Raw genomic sequence first — 16,319 nt, 5'->3', positions numbered from 1 at the left:
CGATCCCCTACCAACGCGCCGGTTTGTGAAACTGGCCAGTGGCGTCTTGCATCACGGCCGGAAACTGCGCATTCGCCAAGGCGCCTGGCCGGATCGGCTTGATGAAATGCGCCAGCGGTTGCAGGGCGCGGCTGACCTTGGCCTGGGGGTTGAGAATCCCGATAGTCTTGCCGAACCGGTTGCGAACCACCGAGATAGGTTCCTTGAGGTCACTGTCGTTGCTGACGATCACTGCCACGTCGAACGCATCATCGAAGGCGTCGATCAACAGATGCGTGGCGATGTTGACGTCCGAGCCCTTCTCCTCGGTCTTCATCACCCGCCGCGGGGTGTATCTTCCGCGCTGCCAGTCGGCGGCGTCGGGCATGCTGACCTCGTGGGTCAGGAAATGACCGAGGTGGATGCTGACCTGCGGCAAGGTTCGCAGGGCCCGGAAGTAGGTCTGCTGGCGGGTCGGCTGGTCTGGATCATGCGGGGTGCCGCTGACCTGCGCGGTGAAGTAGCGGATGGCACGGATGTCGTTCTGCGGCATCAGCGCGCTACAAAGCGCGTGAAGATTCAACCACTTGTGCGGAGTCTTCTTGAGGCAACCAAAGTAGAGGTTGTAACCGTCGACATAGACGTGGGTTCTCATGCGAACCCCCGAAAAAGCAGCAGCGGCCACTGGGGCCGCCGCGCGCCCCGGCACCGAAGCACCGAGGGAGATATGAACGGATAAGTGGACATTTTCTGCACCAGGTCAAGGGTCCGGTTGCGGAAAACGCAACGCATCGGGGCGTGAGTCTCTTTGGTCACAGCGCCGCCTCCACCGCCCGTTCGGCCTCGGCCAGCCGCAACTCCCCCGACATCAGGCGCGGCAGCAGGAGGTCGCGGGTCTGGGCGAGGGTGCGGGATTCCTCATTCAGTTGCCTTACCAGATCATAAAGTGGAGCGATGGTGGCATCGAAGGCCGAATGAATTGCATCGCTGGCGCGAAGATATGGCACTCGCCGGAGGTTCGCTTGATTCAACTTTGGCTGCACAGCGCCGGTCACGAAGGGTCGGATGTCTATCTGGTCAAAGAACAACTTGAGTTGCTCGACGCTCATGTTGCGCCCTTTGATCACGTGTGCATGGTTGTTTACCCATAGCTTGCCCCAGACGTACTGTGTGAAAGGCCGACCGTCTTCCTTTGCCACTGATCCGTCCTCACCAAGCAGCAAGATCCGTTCATCGAAGAGGTAACTGTCGATGTGATCCATCACAGACGTTGCCCCATGATAGGGATACGGCCCCTGTCGCTTAGCGCGCTCCTGAGAAGACAAAGGCACGCGCTTGTGGTCCAGCAGTTCGATAAAGTCGCCGATGGTTGAAACCTCCCACCCCTCCGGTTTGCCCTCGTCGTCCAGCCGGTTGGGGAAGAGGGACCAGAGGTCGGGGGAGAGGTAAGGCGCGGCGCCTTCCATCTTGGCACGGGTGGGGCCGAAATCGACGAACCAGTCGCGGAACAGCGCCCGCGCCATGGCCTCGAGCGTGGCGTTCATCTTCCGGTTCAACTCGATCTTGTCATCCAACGCCCCGAGGGTGGCGGCAATGGCGCGCTGTTCGGGGAGGGGCGGGATGGTCAGCTCAAAATTCGGGACATCCCGACAGCGCAGACTGCTAAAGACCGCGCCCACATTGATGAACTTCTCAATCTGAACCCACCATTCCGGGCCGCGAACGAGCCAGCGAAGAAACGGCGGATAGACTTTACGTCCGTCGGCGCGAAGCAGCACGAGGTTTTGACCCAAGGCAAACTCTGTGCCTGTATCGTCAATCGCCGTCACCCCCGGATTTGTCCGCCGGGAAAGGATCACGTCGTCCTTTTGATACTTCGTTTTTCTGGTCCAGGCGATGAAATCGGCATGCGTGATGCGCCGCGCTGTCGAGAAGTCAACTCGCCCGGTAGTCATCTGTGGGATGCCGACATATGGCCAGCCAGAATCAACCGCTTCAGGCGTCTTGTGGTCGCAGTCTAGGAGGGTCACCCCCGCATCAGCGAGGGACAGCACTTGCCACTCTTCACTCACACCCCAACTCCCGCCAGCCGCGCCCGGATGGTCGCCGTCAGTGCCTCGGCCTCGGCGAACTGCGCCTCCAACTGATCCTGCAACCCCGCGAAGCGTTCGGCAAAGGGCGTCTCGTCCTCCTCTGCCGCCTCGGCCCCCACATAGCGGCCCGGGGTCAGGACGTGGCCGTGGGACCGGATTTCCTCGATGCTCGCCGATTTGCAGAAGCCCGGCACGTCGGCATAGCCCTCGCCCAGGCGCCAAGCGTGGTAGGTGTCGGCGATCTGCGCGATGTCGGCATCGGAAAACTCTTTCCGGGTGCGGTCCACCATGTGGCCCAGTTTGCGGGCGTCGATGAACAGCACCTCGCCGCGCCGGTCGCGCAGCTTTCGGTCGCGCGCGATGCCGTTCGACTTGTCCTTCGCCAAAAACCACAGGCAGGCCGGGATCTGGGTGGAATAGAACAGCTGCCCCGGCAGGGCGATCATGCAATCGACCACCTCACCCTCGATCATCGCGCGGCGCATCTCGCCCTCGCCCGACTGGGTTGAGGACATCGAGCCATTGGCCAGCACCACCCCCGCCGTGCCGGTGGGCGACAGGTGGTGCAGGATGTGTTGCAGCCATGCGAAGTTGGCATTGCCTGCGGGCGGGATGCCGTATTTCCAGCGCCCATCCTCGCGCAGCCGTTCGCCGCCCCAGTCCGAGATGTTGAAGGGCGGGTTGGCCAGGATCACGTCGGCGCGCAGGTCGGGCAGTTCGTTCTTGTGAAAGGTGCCCTCCGAGTTCCAGCGGATGTCTGCGTCGATCCCGCGGACGGCAAGGTTCATCTTGCACAGCCGCCAGGTGGTATAGTTAGATTCCTGACCGTAGATGGCGATGTCGCCCAGACGGCCGCCGTGCGCCTCGACGAACTTTTCCGACTGCACGAACATGCCGCCCGAGCCGCAGCAGGGGTCATAGACGCGGCCTTTGTAGGGTTCGAGCATCTCGACCATGGTGCGGACGACCGAACGGGGGGTGTAGAACTCGCCGCCGCGCTTGCCCTCGCTGCCCGCGAATTGGCCAAGAAAGTATTCGTAGACCCGGCCCAGCAGGTCGCGCGCCTTGTCCTTGCCCTCGCCCAGCGCGATGCCCGAGATCAGGTCGATCAGCTCGCCCAGCATGACGGCGTTCAGGGCTGGGCGGCCATAGTCCTTGGGCAGGACGCCCTTGAGGGAGGGGTTCACCTTCTCGATGGCGATCATCGCCTCATCGATCAGGCGGCCGATGGTGGTCTGCTTGGCGTTCGCCTGCAGATGCGACCAGCGCGCCTCCGGCGGCACCCAGAAGATGTTGTCGGCAAGGTATTCGTCGGGATCCTCGGCGCCTTCGGGGTATTCGGCGAGCAGCGCCTGGCGTTTCATCTCGAACCCGTCCGAGATGTGCTTGAGGAAGATCAGGCCAAGGGCGACATGCTTGTAATCCGACGGCTCCATGTTGCCACGCAGCTTGTCCGCGGCTTTAAAGAGGGCGGCTTCAATGCCGAGGTCGGAGCCATTGTCGATTGATGCCATTGTGAAATCTGCCCCCCGGTAAGTCTTTTCCAGACGGTATTTCAGCCGGAGGGCGAAATCCAGCCGCTAACAGCGGCTTGGCGGGGTTCTTTCCCACGGCCGCGCCTTCGGCATAGCCGCCGTCACCTCGACCTCGCGCAGCATCCCGCCCGCGATGAGCCCCTCGCGGACCCAGCCCAGCGCCTGCCGCCAGTCGTCATAGCCGCGACGGGCGGCCTCGATCTGATGGGGATGGGGGCGGAAGGTGACGGGACATGCGAGGACATCGATGGTTTTCCATGCTGCGCGCGCGCCCGGGCCGCGCACGCGGATGCGTTCGGTGCCCACGACGATGGCGCCTGCATGCGTCCCATGCTGGTTCTGTTTCACGATGGTGGGCACGCAGCGCGGGATGGCGCCAGGCATCCAGTCGGGGGTCAGCCCGGCCCGGGCAAGTTCGGCAACGCGGATCGCCATGCGCTTGCCACCCAGGCTGTCGGGGATCCCGGCGACGGTGGCGGCGATCACCTCGGCGTCCTCGTGGGTATAGCCGCCGATCTTGTGCTGACCGCCGTCGATCATGCAGCCCAGCACGGCGCGCTGGAGCAGGACGTATTCCAGGCCGAAGCCGAAACCTTCCTCGGTGACGTCCGGGGGCAGGGGTAGTTCCAGCTGCGCCTGTTCGATCCGGAACGCCCATTCCAGCGCCGCCTGCACGCCCAGCGCGCGCTTGATCCTGGTGCCGCTGACGCGGCCGTGGAAACTCATGACTGCAATCCTTCAAGGAAATCCATCTGCGCCGGGCGCTGGGCATTGTCCGTCGGCCACCAGATCCACGGGCCCGAGGCCATGGGCAGCTGCGAGAGAGCGCCACGCATGTGCCGTTGCCAGAGGGTGAACTCCGTTGCCGAGCAGGCGCAGAGCGCGTGCCCGATGGGCCAGCCCATCAGCCATCCGACGAAGAGCGGGTGCAGCCGCCGCCGCGACCGGCCCTTCAGGATCCGCCGCGAGACGACGCGCCCATGCGAGGCAATCATCGAAGCCCAGAGGGGGCGCGAGATCGGGGCGTGCGGCGAGGACCGCAGCCCATGCAGCGAGATCGCCGGGGCCGGGCGGGTGAAGCCCTGCTCCGCCCGATAGTGCAGCAGGTCCATCCGGGACTTGCCGTCGGTGCGGGTGATGCTCGCTTCGCTGCTGCCCTTCCAGTTCTGGGCCGCCGGGGTGGGCCAGTGGCTCGGCAGGGCTTTCGCGATGCCCAGCGCCAGCGCCTCGGCCATCCTCGTGAAGTCGCTGTTCCCGGCCGGGTTGTCGCGGCTTGTGCCGGGATGCAGGCTCATCGGTGTGGGCCAGGATGAAGATCCGCAGCCGCTCATGCGGCGCGCCGACCTCTGCCGCCGAGAACAGGCCCGCCGCAGGCGTGTAGCCCATGCTCCAAAGCTCTCGCAGGACGGTCTCGAGGCCGAGGGTGACATGCCCGGCGACATTTTCGAGGAAGACCCATTCCGGGCGGCATTCGCCGATGACCCGCGCGACGTCGGGCCAGAGGTGGCGGGGGTCGTCGGCGCCGCCACGCTTTCCTGCCGCGCTGAAGGGCTGGCAGGGATATCCAGCAAGGATGGCATCGAAGGCGCCGCGGAAGGGACGGGCGTCAAAGCTGCGCAGGTCGGTCCAGATTGGGGCCGGGACGAAGTATCCGGCTGCTTGCGCGGCGATGAGGACCGCCCTTGGCCAGTCCTCCCATTCGACGAAGGCGCGGGTGTGATAGCCGGGCTCGGCGAGCATGAGGCCCAGATCAAGGCCTCCGCCGCCTGCGCAGAGGGACAATCCGTGCCGGGGACGAAGCACCATGCCATTCACCGCACCCCGCGCTCGCGCAGGCGTTCGGCTGTCACGAGCCCCCGGGCCAGCATGGCGTCGCGCATCGTGTTGCTGATCGCGCTGACCGGCAGGTAGCGGTCGGAGTTGACCAGATCGGCGTAGAAGGCAGGGAGGTCGGTGATCGGCTTCGTGGCCGGGGCAGGGGCCGCCTTGGGCTTTCGGCGCTTCCGCGTTGCATCTTCAGCTTTGTGCTGGGCCGCCCTTTGCATCGCCCGGTCCAGTGCCTTCGGGCCATCGGGCGGTTCGGGGTGCTCCTGGCGGGAGGCCTCGGCCGCAGGCACGATTTCCGCTTCGGTCAGGCCCAGTTCGTCGCACCAGCGCTGGACATGCAGTCGGGGCGGCCAGCCTTGCCACCAGCCGGGCAGGGCGTCGGGGTCGAGGCCTAGCGCGTCGAGCAGTTCCCCGAAAACCTGATCGGAAATCGCCGCGCGCGCCCGCGCGCCCTCCTCCTCCTTTACTGGTTTACTTAGAGGTTCCCTTACAGGGTTAGTGTCCGAAATCCGGACACGGCTTTGGGCATTTTCCGGACACGGCTCGGCCGGAAAATCGGACACGGCTCCGGCGTCGATCCCGTGTCCGAAATCTGGACACGGCAGCCCCTCCGACCCCACGTCGACGTGCGAACCCTCTGCCATGTCGGCGATTTCTGCATGGGGGCATTCCCCGTGTCCGGTTTCCGGACACGGCACTACAGCCACAGGTGTAAAGCCCGGCTCGAACCCCAGGATGTAGCGGGTGGGCAGCTGGCGCTTGGTCACGGGATCGAGCCGCGGCACGCGGCGCAGCAAGCCTACCGCCTCCAGCTGGCCAAGATGTTCGTTCAACGTCGACCGGCTGATTTCGCAGTCATGCGCCAGCCGGTCCTGCGAGGGGAAGCAGCCGTAATCCGGGTTGAACCGGTCGCAGAGATGCCAGAGCACGATCTTGGTCGTCGGCTTCAACCCACGCTGCTTGATGGCCCAGTTGGTGGCCTCGTGGCTCATGGCGCGGGCCTCCGCTGGGAAAGGGTGATGCGCGTGGTGAAGCCGTGATCGGCCAGCGCGCCCAGCGCATCGTCGAGACTGCGCACCAGCGCCCAGCCGAACCCCTGCGCCTGCACCGCTTCGCGGAACGCCACCTGCTCCGGCCGCAGCCGCCCTTTCGGCGCTTTCAGCTCGAGGAACAGGATGCGGCCATCGCAGATCACCATCAGGTCGGCGAACCCGGCGTGCACGCCCATGCCGACGAGGATCGCCTGGCGCTTGGCGCCGCGAGGCCCGGCCTCGGTCACCTCGTTGGCACAGTGATGGATGATGGTCGAGCGGGGTAGGGCGATGCGCAGGGCCTGAACCACTGCGCGCTGCAGATCGGCTTCGGGGGTACCACGGCGCATCATCACGGGGCCCTCCCCTGGTCCTCACGTTGGGCGCGCCGAACCGGCCGTCGTGCGTCGACGACAACCAGCAGGCGCTGCGCCTCCTCCCGCTCGGCTGAGGTCTCGCCATGCTGGACGAGTACGTTGCAGGCGAGTCGGATCAGCTGGTCGCTGTGATGGGCGACATCGGCGATGATGGCGCGGGCTTCGGTCACTCGCTCAGCGGGCCAGGCTGAATTGCGGGGCTGGATGGTCATGACCGCCCCCGCGTCTTGCGCACCGGGTGGGCCTGTTCCTGCGCGCGGATCCATTCCTGGATGGCGGCGCGGCGATAGAAGGTCTTGCGACCTATGCGTGTGCAGGGCGGCCCTTGGCGGCGAGCCTCCCACCGCGACAAAGTGTCTGTGGTCAAACCCAGCGCGCGGGCCAGCTGCTCGCGGCTGATCCAGTCGGCCAGGAGGTCAGGGGTCTCCTCCACCGGGTCATCTTGCATGTCTTTCATGGGCTGCTCCGTTCGCCTCGCGCCCCTCTGCCGGGGGCGGTTCCAGCGAAGCAGAGCGCGAGGACCGGAAGACAGGCGGAAGGTGGAACTGGCCGCTATCTCCCAATTCCACCCCTTGTTTTATTGGACTTTCAGCGGATAGCGCGCGGCGCGACAGGCGTTGCCGCAGCCCTCGCAGCGCATCCCAAGCGCCGGTTCCTGGCGCGATCCGCACTTCGTCGCCATCGCTTCGTCGGCTTGGGGCTGATTGGGCGGCGCTGAGGCGGTTTCGCCGGTTTCGCAGCGACCGGAATTGCCGGAATGGACCGTTCCGGTCGGGTTCCGGGGGTTCTGGACGATATCCACAAGTTCTTTTTTTGTTCCGTCGCACCAGCGTAGGATTCTGGTTGATCGCTCGCCTTCCGGATGCGTAGATTCGTGGTTGAGCAGAACATAAGAATCGACAAGGCAACCGCAGTCAGGTGCCGCGCCTCTTGGGGTGGGGTGCCCAATTTCAGGCAGTTTTCCTCGACGACGTGGGCTGCAGCCGGTCCACCCGCGTGCTTGGCACGGCGGGTTTTTGTAACCCGCAATCCAACGGCCCTGGCCGAAGGATGCCGTATGTCTGAGAGGAGTTCGATCATGCCTTTGCCGCCCGTCGCCTTCTATTCGATCTACGAAATTGCCGTGCGCTGGGGTTGTCCCCCGGCCGACGTCGCAGGTTGGGCCGCGGCAGGACACCTTCAGGTTCTGGCTGGCATTCCACCGGTCAGTTGCGGCGAGGAAACGGTCGCCGGTCTGGTCGAAGTGCCGATTGCAGAGCTGATGCCAATGTTCAGAAGGATCGGCCCGAGCGACGAACAGGCGTGGCTGCGGCGCGTGATGCCGCCCGGGACCAAGAACTGGCTCAAGGTGACCGACCCTCCCGACGGCGTGCCGATCCGGTCGTCGGACCTTCTCCTGTCGGCAGGATCCTTGCAGCAGTTCGAGGAAGAGCGCGATCTGCTGCGCCGCCCGGCCTCCACCGTCGGTGCCAGCCCGCGGTACGACTGGGATTCCATGTACGCGTGGCTGACCGTTCTCCTGTTCGAAAAAGGCGTTCCGGACACACAGACAGCGTTGGTTTCACTGGTGCAGGACTGGTTCGTCCAGAATTCGAAGTCGGGCGAGGTGCCGGATGAAAGCACCATCCGCAAACGGCTGACCTCGCTCTGGCGCAAGCTGCGCGGCGAGGAAACCGTGTGAGGGTCAGGCCGATTTCGGCAGGTCGGCCCCGTCCTGCGCCGCGTCATGCACGAGGCGCGGCCGGGGGCGCAGGAGGCTGGCCACCGTATCGACGCCCGCCCGCAGGGGGGAATCCATCAAGTGCGCATAACGCTGGGTGGTCTGCATCTGACTGTGGCCCAAGAGCTTGCCGATCATTTCCAGCGACGCGCCGCCGCTGACCAGAAGCGAGGCGAAGGTGTGGCGTAAATCGTGGATGCGGACGTCGGCCAGCCCGGCATCCTTCTGAGCCTTGGCCCAGAAGCGGCGGATTTCCCGCACAGGCTGGCCAACCGTGTCGCCGGGAAAAAGCCACGGATTGCCGCTCGGCACCACCTGCTGGCGCAAGCGCACGATGGCTGCGACGTCCTGCGAAATCGGCACGCGGTGGATCTTGCGCTGCTTGGTGGTAGAGGCGGGTTTCGACCAGATGGCATAGTCGAGGTTGAACTGTTCGAACCGGGCCGTTCGGACCTCGCCCACCCGGGCGCCCGTCAACATGCACATGCGGATGATCGCCGCGGCGCGCTGATCCTCGGCGGCATCCAGCACGGATGCCAGCCGGGTCAGTTCTTCGGGCGACAGGAACCGCTCGCGGGCATGTTCGAGCCTCCGATGGAACCCCTGCGCCGGATTGTCCGCCCGCCATTCCCATTCCATCGCCAGCGTAAACATCTTGCGCAGCACCTCGCCCATGCGGTTGGCGCGGATCGGGGTAGGCTTGTGACCCTGCAGCTTGCGGGCCCGGTTGTTGGGCTTTGGCTTGCAGGGGCGGGGGCGGCCCTCGGCCACGAAATCGAGAAACTTCGCGACGTCGGACTTGGTGATTTCCGTCACCAGCCGGGTGCCCCAGGCCGGTTCCACCATCTTCTTCAGCATCGAGACCTGGTCGCCCGCATTGGTCTTGGCAAGTTTTGGCAGGTGCTCGGCGATGTAGCGGTCGATCAAGTCCGTGACGCGCGGGGCCCCGCGCCACTCGTCGCGCGCCGCCAGAGGATCCTGCCCTTCGTCGATGGCGCGGCGCAGTTCCTTGGCGCGTTCGCGCGCGGCCGTGACACTCCATTCCGGCCATCGCCCGATGGTCATCCGCCGCTGCCGACCGGCGTGCCGGTAGTCGATGGTGAAGGTCCGCGCCCCGGAAGCCTGCACCCGGGCGGCGAAGCCGATAACCTCCGTGTCAAAAATCTGATAGCTGACGCCGGGCTTGGGTTCCGCCTCGCGCAGAGTTTTCTCACTCAGTTTCAGTCGTTTGACCATCCATCCCGCCTCCTTGCCCGACGACACAGGCGTAGACCCGCGCCACGATCAAGTCGGATCACGGGACCGGGACCGGAATATAGGCGGAAGGTGGAATTGAAGGCCGGGTGACAATTCCTAAAAAAGAAAAACAAGGTGTTAGGTGACTTTGCCCTGCGCACGGGGTGGGGAACAGACGGACGCCCGCCCCCTTCTGCGCCGATGGTTTGATCGGAGGCCGCGCAAGAGGTAATCCTGTCGGCACACCCCAAACACGAAACTTCCATGCCCAGCGCCAAGCCACCAAGAAACCTGACGCCCGTGCTGTGCCGGCGCCTGCAAGCTGAAATGCTGAAGGCCTGCGAAGCCGTCGCCGCTCGTCATGGCCTGGTGGTCGAGCCGCGCGACATCACCGGCGCCGACCTGCGCTGGGGGTTCGATGCCACCTTCCGCGTCTCGATCCCCCTGCCGGATGGCAGCGCTCTCGATCCCGAGCGGCTTCGGTTCGAGGCGCTGTCCGAGGCCTTTGGGCTTTCCCCCGCCGATTACGGCCGCCAGTTCAGCACCGGGCGCGAGCAGTTCCGCATCACCGGCATCGACCCCCGCCGCCCGAAATACCCGGTGTCAGCCGAGCGGATCCCAGATGGCCAGGAGTTCAAGTTCACCGCAGAACAGGTCTCATTGTTGCTGCAGCATGGGATGAAGGATGTGACGCCGAAGGGGTAGGGGCGGAGAGTTGCCCAGAGCTGCCGTTCGACTTCATTGCAACGAAGGTCCACTTGGAGCCCTTCGCAGACACTCGTCCTGCCCGCAGCGTACGCGTGCGTTCGCGGGAGCAGCGAAGAAGTGAGCCACACACCCCCCTACCGAGACGCATGCTGCCCTGCCGCATCTCTCTGAAGCGGCCGCTGAGACAAGGCACAGCGAAATCCTTGGTGAGCTTACAGCGGAGCCGGACGAAGCCGTCGTTCGTGGGTGCAGCATACCCATGACGATAAACAATGCATGGTAGTCGCTGGGTTGGAACGCGGTCCGGGACGCATATCTATCGGCGCTCAAGGGCGGCGAATGCCGACACCGAAAAGAATAATTGAAAAAAAACCGATTCGCACTGACAATACCTCTGCTTACGAGGGGGAATGTAAATGTTAACCAAGCTTCTGGCTTCATTATTGATTGCGCTTTCGATACCAACGGCAAGCAATGCGCAGTCTCAACCAGACAAAATTTTAGCGAGTCTGATCTCCGCATTTCAGAAATGCGGCCCCCCTGAAGCATACCAAGTGCTGGAACAAAACGTCTTCAATATAATTGCCAGCCAGACGGGCGGCATGGGTTGCTATCAAGCAATCGCAGTTGCAGGTCCGGCTATCGACATGGATTTGATAGATCAAAAAGATCATAATGACGGAACCATGTCACTCTATAGAGCGAGGCACGCAGGCGGAAATATCATAGATTGGACGATTGGAATTCGGCCGTCGACGGGAAAGGTTTATTTCATCAGCTTTACACCGTCAAACTAATTGAAAATCAGTGGAAAAATTCAGATATCAAATATACAAGGACAAGCCATTATCGGGCTTAAGCTGCTGCAATACTGCAGGTGCTATGTTTTCTTGGATTTACGGAGCGTTCTCATTCGTTGGGTGCTCAAATAAATCCAGCAGATCTGCTGGGGCTTTTATAACTCTAACCATTGCAACTTTAACCACACCAGAAAGCACTTTTGCCAAATCTTTAGTCCACAGCCCATCAACTCCGCCCTGTCAGGATGACCCTTACAAAATTAAAGATGAGAAATATGTGCGACTTGCGTCAAATGCCCTTGGTTTAGATTTGAACAACATAGCTTTCATCGGATGTTTGAACGGAAAATTTTCATCAACCGAGGGAGTTTCAAAGCCAAGTGGAGAAAGAACCTATACTATTAGGTATCCCATCTATGAAGAGATTGCCGCGCCTCATGAAAGCTATATCGCTCCAATTACGCATGAACTATCACACATTTATCAGTTCAAACGATCAGGAAGCATGGCCGCGGCCATAAAGGAATGCAGACTCAAATTAGAGCTTGGAGCGGATGTCCTAGCGGGATTCTTGTTTAAAACAGCCCTCGACGAGGGCAACATAAACTTGTTTAATCATAATCTGAAATTGATTGGTGATTTTGATCCGAGCATTCGAGACGCACACGGAAGGCCACATGATCGTTCGATTGCGTTTAGGTTCGGTTATTACGCTCCTACGACAATTCAAGCAACGGAAATCGAGGATGTTTATCAGTATGCTAAGAATATAGTTTTAACGTCTCGGCTTAATGATTTCAAAGGGGCAGTGGAGAAATGCGATTGATCAAGGCATTGGCAACCATTGTCGCAATCAGTCACGCCAACCTCCTCATGCCGCTAACCGCTGGTGCTAGTGAATTAAGTGTTTTAAACAATTGCGAGCTTTCGCGTGAAATTGCGGATCCACCAGAGGGCGATGGGTCTATTTCATGCAGAGAGCCCGTTAATGCGCTTGAAAAGTTGTTTGCGCATCATCTGGGAGAAACTTTATGTTTGCGTGAAAGTCCAAAAGGCTTGCCTACCGATTTTTCATGCTTTTATTCAGAATCCTCAAGCGGAATGACGGTTGTGTGTGCACGCCCTATAAGTCCTGACTTCTCCGAGGACTTGGTGCTCAACTATCGGGATAAATACGTTAACACTGTAAATGATTACTTAACCGAAGCGACGATGTGTGGATCGGAAATGGAAACCGTATCCTTTGCGCCGCCAACATTGCTACCGATTCCGCTGCAAATGATTTCATCGCAGCGAGTTGGGTTCGTCGCGGACAGGGCGAGGAAAGGTGGGTACTTTTTGCATTCATTTAACACACTTGATGAGAGGTTTAAATTTAGTTCTTTTAACTCTTACGAACTCGTATATTACTTTGATGGCGGCTTACCTCCTGGTCTAATAGCTAAAAAAATTGACCCCTCCAGGTCTGATACACTTGCATTTGCCGAACTGGATGACACTACGGATTTTAATTACGAAATCGACCGAGCCGCCAAGGCGCACGGAGTTGATACAATGTTCAAAGCAAGAGTCATCTCCCTCAATCTGATGAGCGGTTTCCGGCGAGCACTAGAGATATCTGATAGGAGATCGTACACCCTTAGTAAGGCGGGTGAATGGCTAGATAACATTCTACTGAATAGCAGCTTCAATCGCCTAACCCCAGCCGAGGAAGTTGAGCTGTTCGGAACAGCCTCCTCTGATTTTATTTTAAACAATATTTCTGGAGTGGTGCCGAGTAAATTGATAAGCTATGGTGAACTAGTCGGAGTTACCTCTTATACTCCAGGGACACCTCGGTGTGATCCCAGTGCCGGCTTAATGGTGGCACTTGCAATGCCCGTTCGATATGGAGACGGCCAGCCCGGGCAGTATGGGTCTATTTTCTTTATAATCCTTGGCGTTGGCGAATGTTCTAAAGATGTGGAGGCGGAGTACTATAAAATAATGAATGATATAGAAGACGATATAGAAAGTCTAACGGAGGAATGACTTATGAAAACTGTGCCAACCATAGTAGTCGCTGCGATTTTGCTAGCTTCTCTTCCTAGTGGATTAAGCGCTGAGGAGGCTGAAGTGCCTATCATAGAGGAAACATCTCAAGAGATTATAGAATCACTTACAGAGAACATCCAAGCTCTTAGGTTATCGAGCTTAGCTTCCGAGTTGAGCAGCATAGAACTAGGGGCAATGTCTGATGACCAATTTTCAGTTCTCTTATCTGAAATAAACTCTCTCCCTGAAATTGAAGGTACTTCTACGGGTGAAGTGGGAGCGGAATACGATATCATTCTTCAGCCTGGACATTACAAGAGAAAAACCGGCGCCACAGGGGCGCAGGGAGCAAGAGTTTCCGAGCAAAGAATTGTCGCATACATAGTTTCTCACGCTGCTAAAAAACTTAAGGATGAGCAATTCAATGTGCTCGTCGTGCCGGCAGATGGAGTATCTTCTCCACTTAAAGCGAAGGTATTCTTGAGCGTACACGCAGATGGCAACGCAAAAGGCTGCGTCGTAGGCCCAAGTTTGGCATATAAGGATACGAGTTCTCTGCACGCGATGCATGCTGTTGGTTTTTCGCTTGCGAGAGCGTTTGGATACGAATATGATGATTTCATGAAAGATGGATATACTGCGAATTCTGCCAAATACTATATGTATCCTAAAGTCAATGCGGATATCATGTCTGGACTACTGGAAATTGGTGAATTAACCTGCCCCGAAATCGAGGATAAGCTCATTGAAACATCCCCAGTAATAGCAAGCAACCTAGCGGCTTCACTGAGGTATATAGTAACACTACCATCGTCTGAAAATTAGCTTCTGAACCAGAATTTTCAGCTTGTTTTTGTGGTCGAGAGTCTCGAGTAATCCGGCGGTTATCAGCCTGCTGAAAATAGTTGGCTCTCGACGCGGATTGCAGAACATGATTCATCGCCGGCAGGACTTTGTCGGAGGTGATCAAGCGTTCGAAGGGGGAATCAAAACATGAGGCTTGGCACCAGCCAAACTGGTGCAACCCTCGAACGGAGAGTGTCGCGGGAGAGGCCGCCAACCTAGTTTAGCATACTGCCCGATCATGGCGTCTAGGCGTCTTGCCCAGCTATCTCTGAGTTGCTTAGTCAAATCCCGCTTCATGCTCGTCGTTTCCATTCGTTCAGGATGCAGCAAACGACCGTTCACTGCCCGATCTGGTTTCGCTGCGCGGCACTTGAATGATTGCTTCCGCAGCCATGTCCTGATTGCCATGATGCCCCGCAGCGGGCCGCTAACCGCCCGGCGGACTGTTCATGTTGCAAGTGCGAACACTCCCGTGCTGCGGGCGCGAACGGCCGGTTTGTCCCGCATTGCTGACCTCCATCCTTTGCGCAGCGACCGTCCGCTCTTCGCCCTTCGCGTCGAGACCGATCCAAGGGATGTAGGGATGGCTTTCGCGTTCGATGAACATCGCTTGTCAACGTCTGGTCAACCCGCGAATGCGTCGCTGTGCGCACGTTGATCCGTCCAAATCCGGCGAGAAGCGCCGATAGTTCTCGAAAAAGTCTGCCGTCTCAAAGGCTTGCACGTTAAGTCTCTGAAAAGAAAAGAGTCATGAGAATTAAGGAGTTCGGCTCATAACCTGAAGGTCGTAGGTTCAAATCCTACTCCCGCAACCAAATCCTACACTTTCAACAACCTCCCGTAATCGGGAGGCTTTTTGCTGTGCGGGTATCAGGTCCACATTCAGACGCCCTGCCACTGAACCTTCATCCAGTGCGACCGCAGCCCTTTGGTCACTTACGCTCTTGTGCGCGGTTTGAACAATCATCTGGCGCGCGGAGCTTAACCTTTCATATAGCGCAGCGGGGCGAGCCATTGCGAAGGCTGGGGCGAAGCCTGCCGGGATCTGACAACCGATGATTGAGTTTGGCCGTTCGGTGTTGTCATCGGTGACCTATGCGGCGATCAGATGCGAGAGCATGGGTGATATCGCTTGAAACCGCGTCTCATTGAGAAATTCGTGCCGCATCCGACCATCGAGGCTTTCCACGAAGCCGTTCTGCATTTGCTTTCCCGGCGCGATGTCATGCCATTCGATCTTCTGCTCGGCGCGCCATCTCGGGATCGCGTTCGGGGTCAGTTCGGTGCAATTGTCAGAAACAATCATCCCGGCCTGCCGCGCTGCTCGATCAGGGCTGTCAGCTCGCGCGCCACCCGGCGGCCGAGATTGATGTGTCAGGGATCGCCGTCAGGCAGTCGCGCGTGACATCATCCTCCACGTCCATCAATGAGCCATTGCAGCGCCAACCGGATCAGCGGCAACCTTCTCACCGGCAACGGCAAGATGATCCTGCGCTGTTCAGCCGGGGGCAGGCGGCACCGATGGCGGCCTTGTCCTTCGGCAGTCATACGGTGGCGCGATCCATCGCCCAGATTGACCGCGCCCTCACGCAGCGCCGCACCGCTCGGTCCGGCAAGCTCGCCTCGGCCATTATCGCGGCGGATGGTCTGCTGGGTAACGTCGAAACGCCCGGCCAGATCCTCGACCATAACCCTGCACCTGGCCCGGGCAGCTTCAGGATCTCCCCTGCCGGATGCTCAATCCCACCGCTGCCGCCCGTTCTGCCGCCCGCACGCCAGCCGTGACCCTAGGTCATTCGCCAATGCGCGCCTCTGCTGAAATACGCGAAAACGCCACGTCATATCCGGAGTTAATGTTCGTTTATACGCGAAATAAAACATAAACGAAAATATCTGTTGACGAAGGCGTGAGGCGGGTGCAGTTTCGCGCTTACGAAGTTGGAGGACTTCGCAGGGGGGATTTCGTGACGGAACGGGCAGACATGTCGGCGCAAGCTGCGGTGGCGGATCTCTTCATCCTTGGCGGTGGGATCAACGGTTGCGGGATTGCGCGGGATGCGGTGGGGCGGGGGTTGTCCGTGACCGTGGCCGAGAAGGGCGATCTGGCGCAGGGGACCTCCAGCGCCTCGACCA

18 protein-coding genes and 2 pseudogenes are annotated in these 16,319 nt (G+C 60.0%); 7 read left to right on the top strand and 13 right to left on the bottom strand.

Features of this window, described 5'->3' with window-relative positions; genetic code table 11:
• Nucleotides 1-7: 7 nt before the first annotated feature.
• The 10 genes and pseudogenes from GL284_RS17455 to GL284_RS17415 form a co-directional block, all read right to left on the bottom strand.
• Complete coding sequence (locus GL284_RS17455) at nt 8-634, bottom strand: NYN domain-containing protein (protein WP_028030966.1); 627 nt, start codon at nt 632-634, stop codon at nt 8-10.
• Between the two features lie 157 nt (nt 635-791).
• On the bottom strand, nt 792-2,051 hold the full coding sequence (locus tag GL284_RS17450; protein ID WP_155045877.1) for a restriction endonuclease subunit S: 1,260 nt from the start codon (nt 2,049-2,051) through the stop codon (nt 792-794).
• A complete protein-coding gene (locus GL284_RS17445; protein ID WP_155045876.1) occupies nt 2,048-3,586 on the bottom strand; it encodes a class I SAM-dependent DNA methyltransferase in 1,539 nt (512 codons plus the stop codon). Before GL284_RS17445 ends, GL284_RS17450 begins: the two co-directional genes overlap by 4 nt.
• Before the next feature lie 66 nt (nt 3,587-3,652).
• Complete coding sequence (locus GL284_RS17440; protein ID WP_155045875.1) at nt 3,653-4,333, bottom strand: hypothetical protein; 681 nt, start codon at nt 4,331-4,333, stop codon at nt 3,653-3,655.
• A complete protein-coding gene (locus tag GL284_RS21590) occupies nt 4,330-4,902 on the bottom strand; it encodes a DNA methyltransferase (protein WP_230383154.1) in 573 nt (190 codons plus the stop codon). Before GL284_RS21590 ends, GL284_RS17440 begins: the two co-directional genes overlap by 4 nt.
• Nucleotides 4,903-4,951: 49 nt before the next feature.
• Nucleotides 4,952-5,347 (bottom strand): annotated as a pseudogene (locus GL284_RS21585) (DNA cytosine methyltransferase); the annotation flags it as partial.
• 71 nt (nt 5,348-5,418) lie between these two features.
• Nucleotides 5,419-6,426, bottom strand: a complete 1,008-nt coding sequence (locus GL284_RS17430; protein WP_155045873.1) for a helix-turn-helix domain-containing protein — start codon at nt 6,424-6,426, stop codon at nt 5,419-5,421.
• The gene (locus GL284_RS17425) at nt 6,423-6,818 is read right to left on the bottom strand and encodes a VRR-NUC domain-containing protein (RefSeq protein WP_155045907.1); all 396 of its coding nucleotides are present in this window, start codon (nt 6,816-6,818) and stop codon (nt 6,423-6,425) included. Before GL284_RS17425 ends, GL284_RS17430 begins: the two co-directional genes overlap by 4 nt.
• Nucleotides 6,818-7,054, bottom strand: coding sequence for a hypothetical protein (locus GL284_RS17420; RefSeq protein WP_155045872.1), 237 nt, complete (start codon nt 7,052-7,054; stop codon nt 6,818-6,820). The genes GL284_RS17425 and GL284_RS17420 overlap by 1 nt, the downstream gene beginning before the upstream one ends.
• Entirely contained in the window at nt 7,051-7,299 is a 249-nt protein-coding gene (locus GL284_RS17415; protein WP_230383153.1) for a helix-turn-helix transcriptional regulator, read from the bottom strand. The genes GL284_RS17420 and GL284_RS17415 overlap by 4 nt, the downstream gene beginning before the upstream one ends.
• A 621-nt stretch (nt 7,300-7,920) precedes the next feature.
• On the opposite strand from GL284_RS17415, the gene GL284_RS17410 reads away from it, so the two are divergent.
• The gene (locus tag GL284_RS17410; protein ID WP_155045871.1) at nt 7,921-8,523 is read left to right on the top strand and encodes a hypothetical protein; all 603 of its coding nucleotides are present in this window, start codon (nt 7,921-7,923) and stop codon (nt 8,521-8,523) included.
• Nucleotides 8,524-8,526: 3 nt separating this feature from the next.
• Here GL284_RS17410 and GL284_RS17405 read toward each other — a convergent pair whose 3' ends face one another.
• Entirely contained in the window at nt 8,527-9,798 is a 1,272-nt protein-coding gene (locus tag GL284_RS17405; RefSeq protein WP_155045870.1) for a tyrosine-type recombinase/integrase, read from the bottom strand.
• 264 nt (nt 9,799-10,062) lie between these two features.
• Here GL284_RS17405 and GL284_RS17400 point away from each other — a divergent pair, with 264 nt between their 5' ends.
• The 5 genes from GL284_RS17400 to GL284_RS17380 all read left to right on the top strand — a co-directional run bounded on the left by GL284_RS17400 (nt 10,063) and on the right by GL284_RS17380 (nt 14,165).
• Nucleotides 10,063-10,503: a hypothetical protein gene (locus tag GL284_RS17400; protein ID WP_155045869.1), complete on the top strand. Its 441-nt coding sequence runs from the start codon at nt 10,063-10,065 to the stop codon at nt 10,501-10,503.
• 419 nt (nt 10,504-10,922) lie between these two features.
• Nucleotides 10,923-11,303, top strand: a complete 381-nt coding sequence (locus GL284_RS17395; protein WP_155045868.1) for a hypothetical protein — start codon at nt 10,923-10,925, stop codon at nt 11,301-11,303.
• A gap of 10 nt (nt 11,304-11,313) precedes the next feature.
• On the top strand, nt 11,314-12,132 hold the full coding sequence (locus GL284_RS17390) for a hypothetical protein (RefSeq protein WP_155045867.1): 819 nt from the start codon (nt 11,314-11,316) through the stop codon (nt 12,130-12,132).
• Entirely contained in the window at nt 12,123-13,337 is a 1,215-nt protein-coding gene (locus tag GL284_RS17385) for a hypothetical protein (protein ID WP_155097805.1), read from the top strand. The genes GL284_RS17390 and GL284_RS17385 overlap by 10 nt, the downstream gene beginning before the upstream one ends.
• A gap of 3 nt (nt 13,338-13,340) precedes the next feature.
• Nucleotides 13,341-14,165, top strand: a complete 825-nt coding sequence (locus GL284_RS17380; RefSeq protein WP_155045865.1) for an N-acetylmuramoyl-L-alanine amidase — start codon at nt 13,341-13,343, stop codon at nt 14,163-14,165.
• 934 nt (nt 14,166-15,099) lie between these two features.
• Here the strand turns inward: GL284_RS17380 and GL284_RS21580 are convergent.
• Together GL284_RS21580 and GL284_RS21350 are read right to left on the bottom strand one after the other, a co-directional pair.
• A pseudogene (locus GL284_RS21580) lies at nt 15,100-15,613 on the bottom strand (integrase core domain-containing protein); the annotation flags it as partial.
• A complete protein-coding gene (locus GL284_RS21350; protein ID WP_196216802.1) occupies nt 15,594-15,875 on the bottom strand; it encodes a hypothetical protein in 282 nt (93 codons plus the stop codon). The gene GL284_RS21350 and the pseudogene GL284_RS21580, both read right to left, overlap by 20 nt.
• Before the next feature lie 293 nt (nt 15,876-16,168).
• Here GL284_RS21350 and GL284_RS17365 point away from each other — a divergent pair.
• Nucleotides 16,169-16,319, top strand: a 151-nt coding sequence (locus GL284_RS17365) for an FAD-dependent oxidoreductase (RefSeq protein WP_155045905.1), incomplete at its 3' end; no start/stop codon positions are given.

Origin of the sequence: Paracoccus shanxieyensis (genome assembly GCF_009711265.1) — a bacterium.
Lineage (GTDB): Bacteria > Pseudomonadota > Alphaproteobacteria > Rhodobacterales > Rhodobacteraceae > Paracoccus > Paracoccus shanxieyensis.
This window is presented reverse-complemented; position numbering and strand designations above follow the sequence as displayed.

Coding starts and splice junctions, on each gene's coding strand:
- GL284_RS17410 (WP_155045871.1), top strand. CDS start 7,921: ATGCCTTTGCCGCCCGTCGCCTTCTATTCGATCTACGAAATTGCCGTG.
- GL284_RS17425 (WP_155045907.1), bottom strand. CDS start 6,818: ATGATGCGCCGTGGTACCCCCGAAGCCGATCTGCAGCGCGCAGTGGTT.
- GL284_RS17455 (WP_028030966.1), bottom strand. CDS start 634: ATGAGAACCCACGTCTATGTCGACGGTTACAACCTCTACTTTGGTTGC.
- GL284_RS21350 (WP_196216802.1), bottom strand. CDS start 15,875: ATGGTCGAGGATCTGGCCGGGCGTTTCGACGTTACCCAGCAGACCATC.
- GL284_RS17405 (WP_155045870.1), bottom strand. CDS start 9,798: ATGGTCAAACGACTGAAACTGAGTGAGAAAACTCTGCGCGAGGCGGAA.
- GL284_RS17380 (WP_155045865.1), top strand. CDS start 13,341: ATGAAAACTGTGCCAACCATAGTAGTCGCTGCGATTTTGCTAGCTTCT.
- GL284_RS17415 (WP_230383153.1), bottom strand. CDS start 7,299: ATGAAAGACATGCAAGATGACCCGGTGGAGGAGACCCCTGACCTCCTG.
- GL284_RS21590 (WP_230383154.1), bottom strand. CDS start 4,902: ATGAGCCTGCATCCCGGCACAAGCCGCGACAACCCGGCCGGGAACAGC.
- GL284_RS17395 (WP_155045868.1), top strand. CDS start 10,923: ATGTTAACCAAGCTTCTGGCTTCATTATTGATTGCGCTTTCGATACCA.
- GL284_RS17440 (WP_155045875.1), bottom strand. CDS start 4,333: ATGAGTTTCCACGGCCGCGTCAGCGGCACCAGGATCAAGCGCGCGCTG.
- GL284_RS17385 (WP_155097805.1), top strand. CDS start 12,123: ATGCGATTGATCAAGGCATTGGCAACCATTGTCGCAATCAGTCACGCC.
- GL284_RS17430 (WP_155045873.1), bottom strand. CDS start 6,426: ATGAGCCACGAGGCCACCAACTGGGCCATCAAGCAGCGTGGGTTGAAG.
- GL284_RS17420 (WP_155045872.1), bottom strand. CDS start 7,054: ATGACCATCCAGCCCCGCAATTCAGCCTGGCCCGCTGAGCGAGTGACC.
- GL284_RS17400 (WP_155045869.1), top strand. CDS start 10,063: ATGCCCAGCGCCAAGCCACCAAGAAACCTGACGCCCGTGCTGTGCCGG.
- GL284_RS17445 (WP_155045876.1), bottom strand. CDS start 3,586: ATGGCATCAATCGACAATGGCTCCGACCTCGGCATTGAAGCCGCCCTC.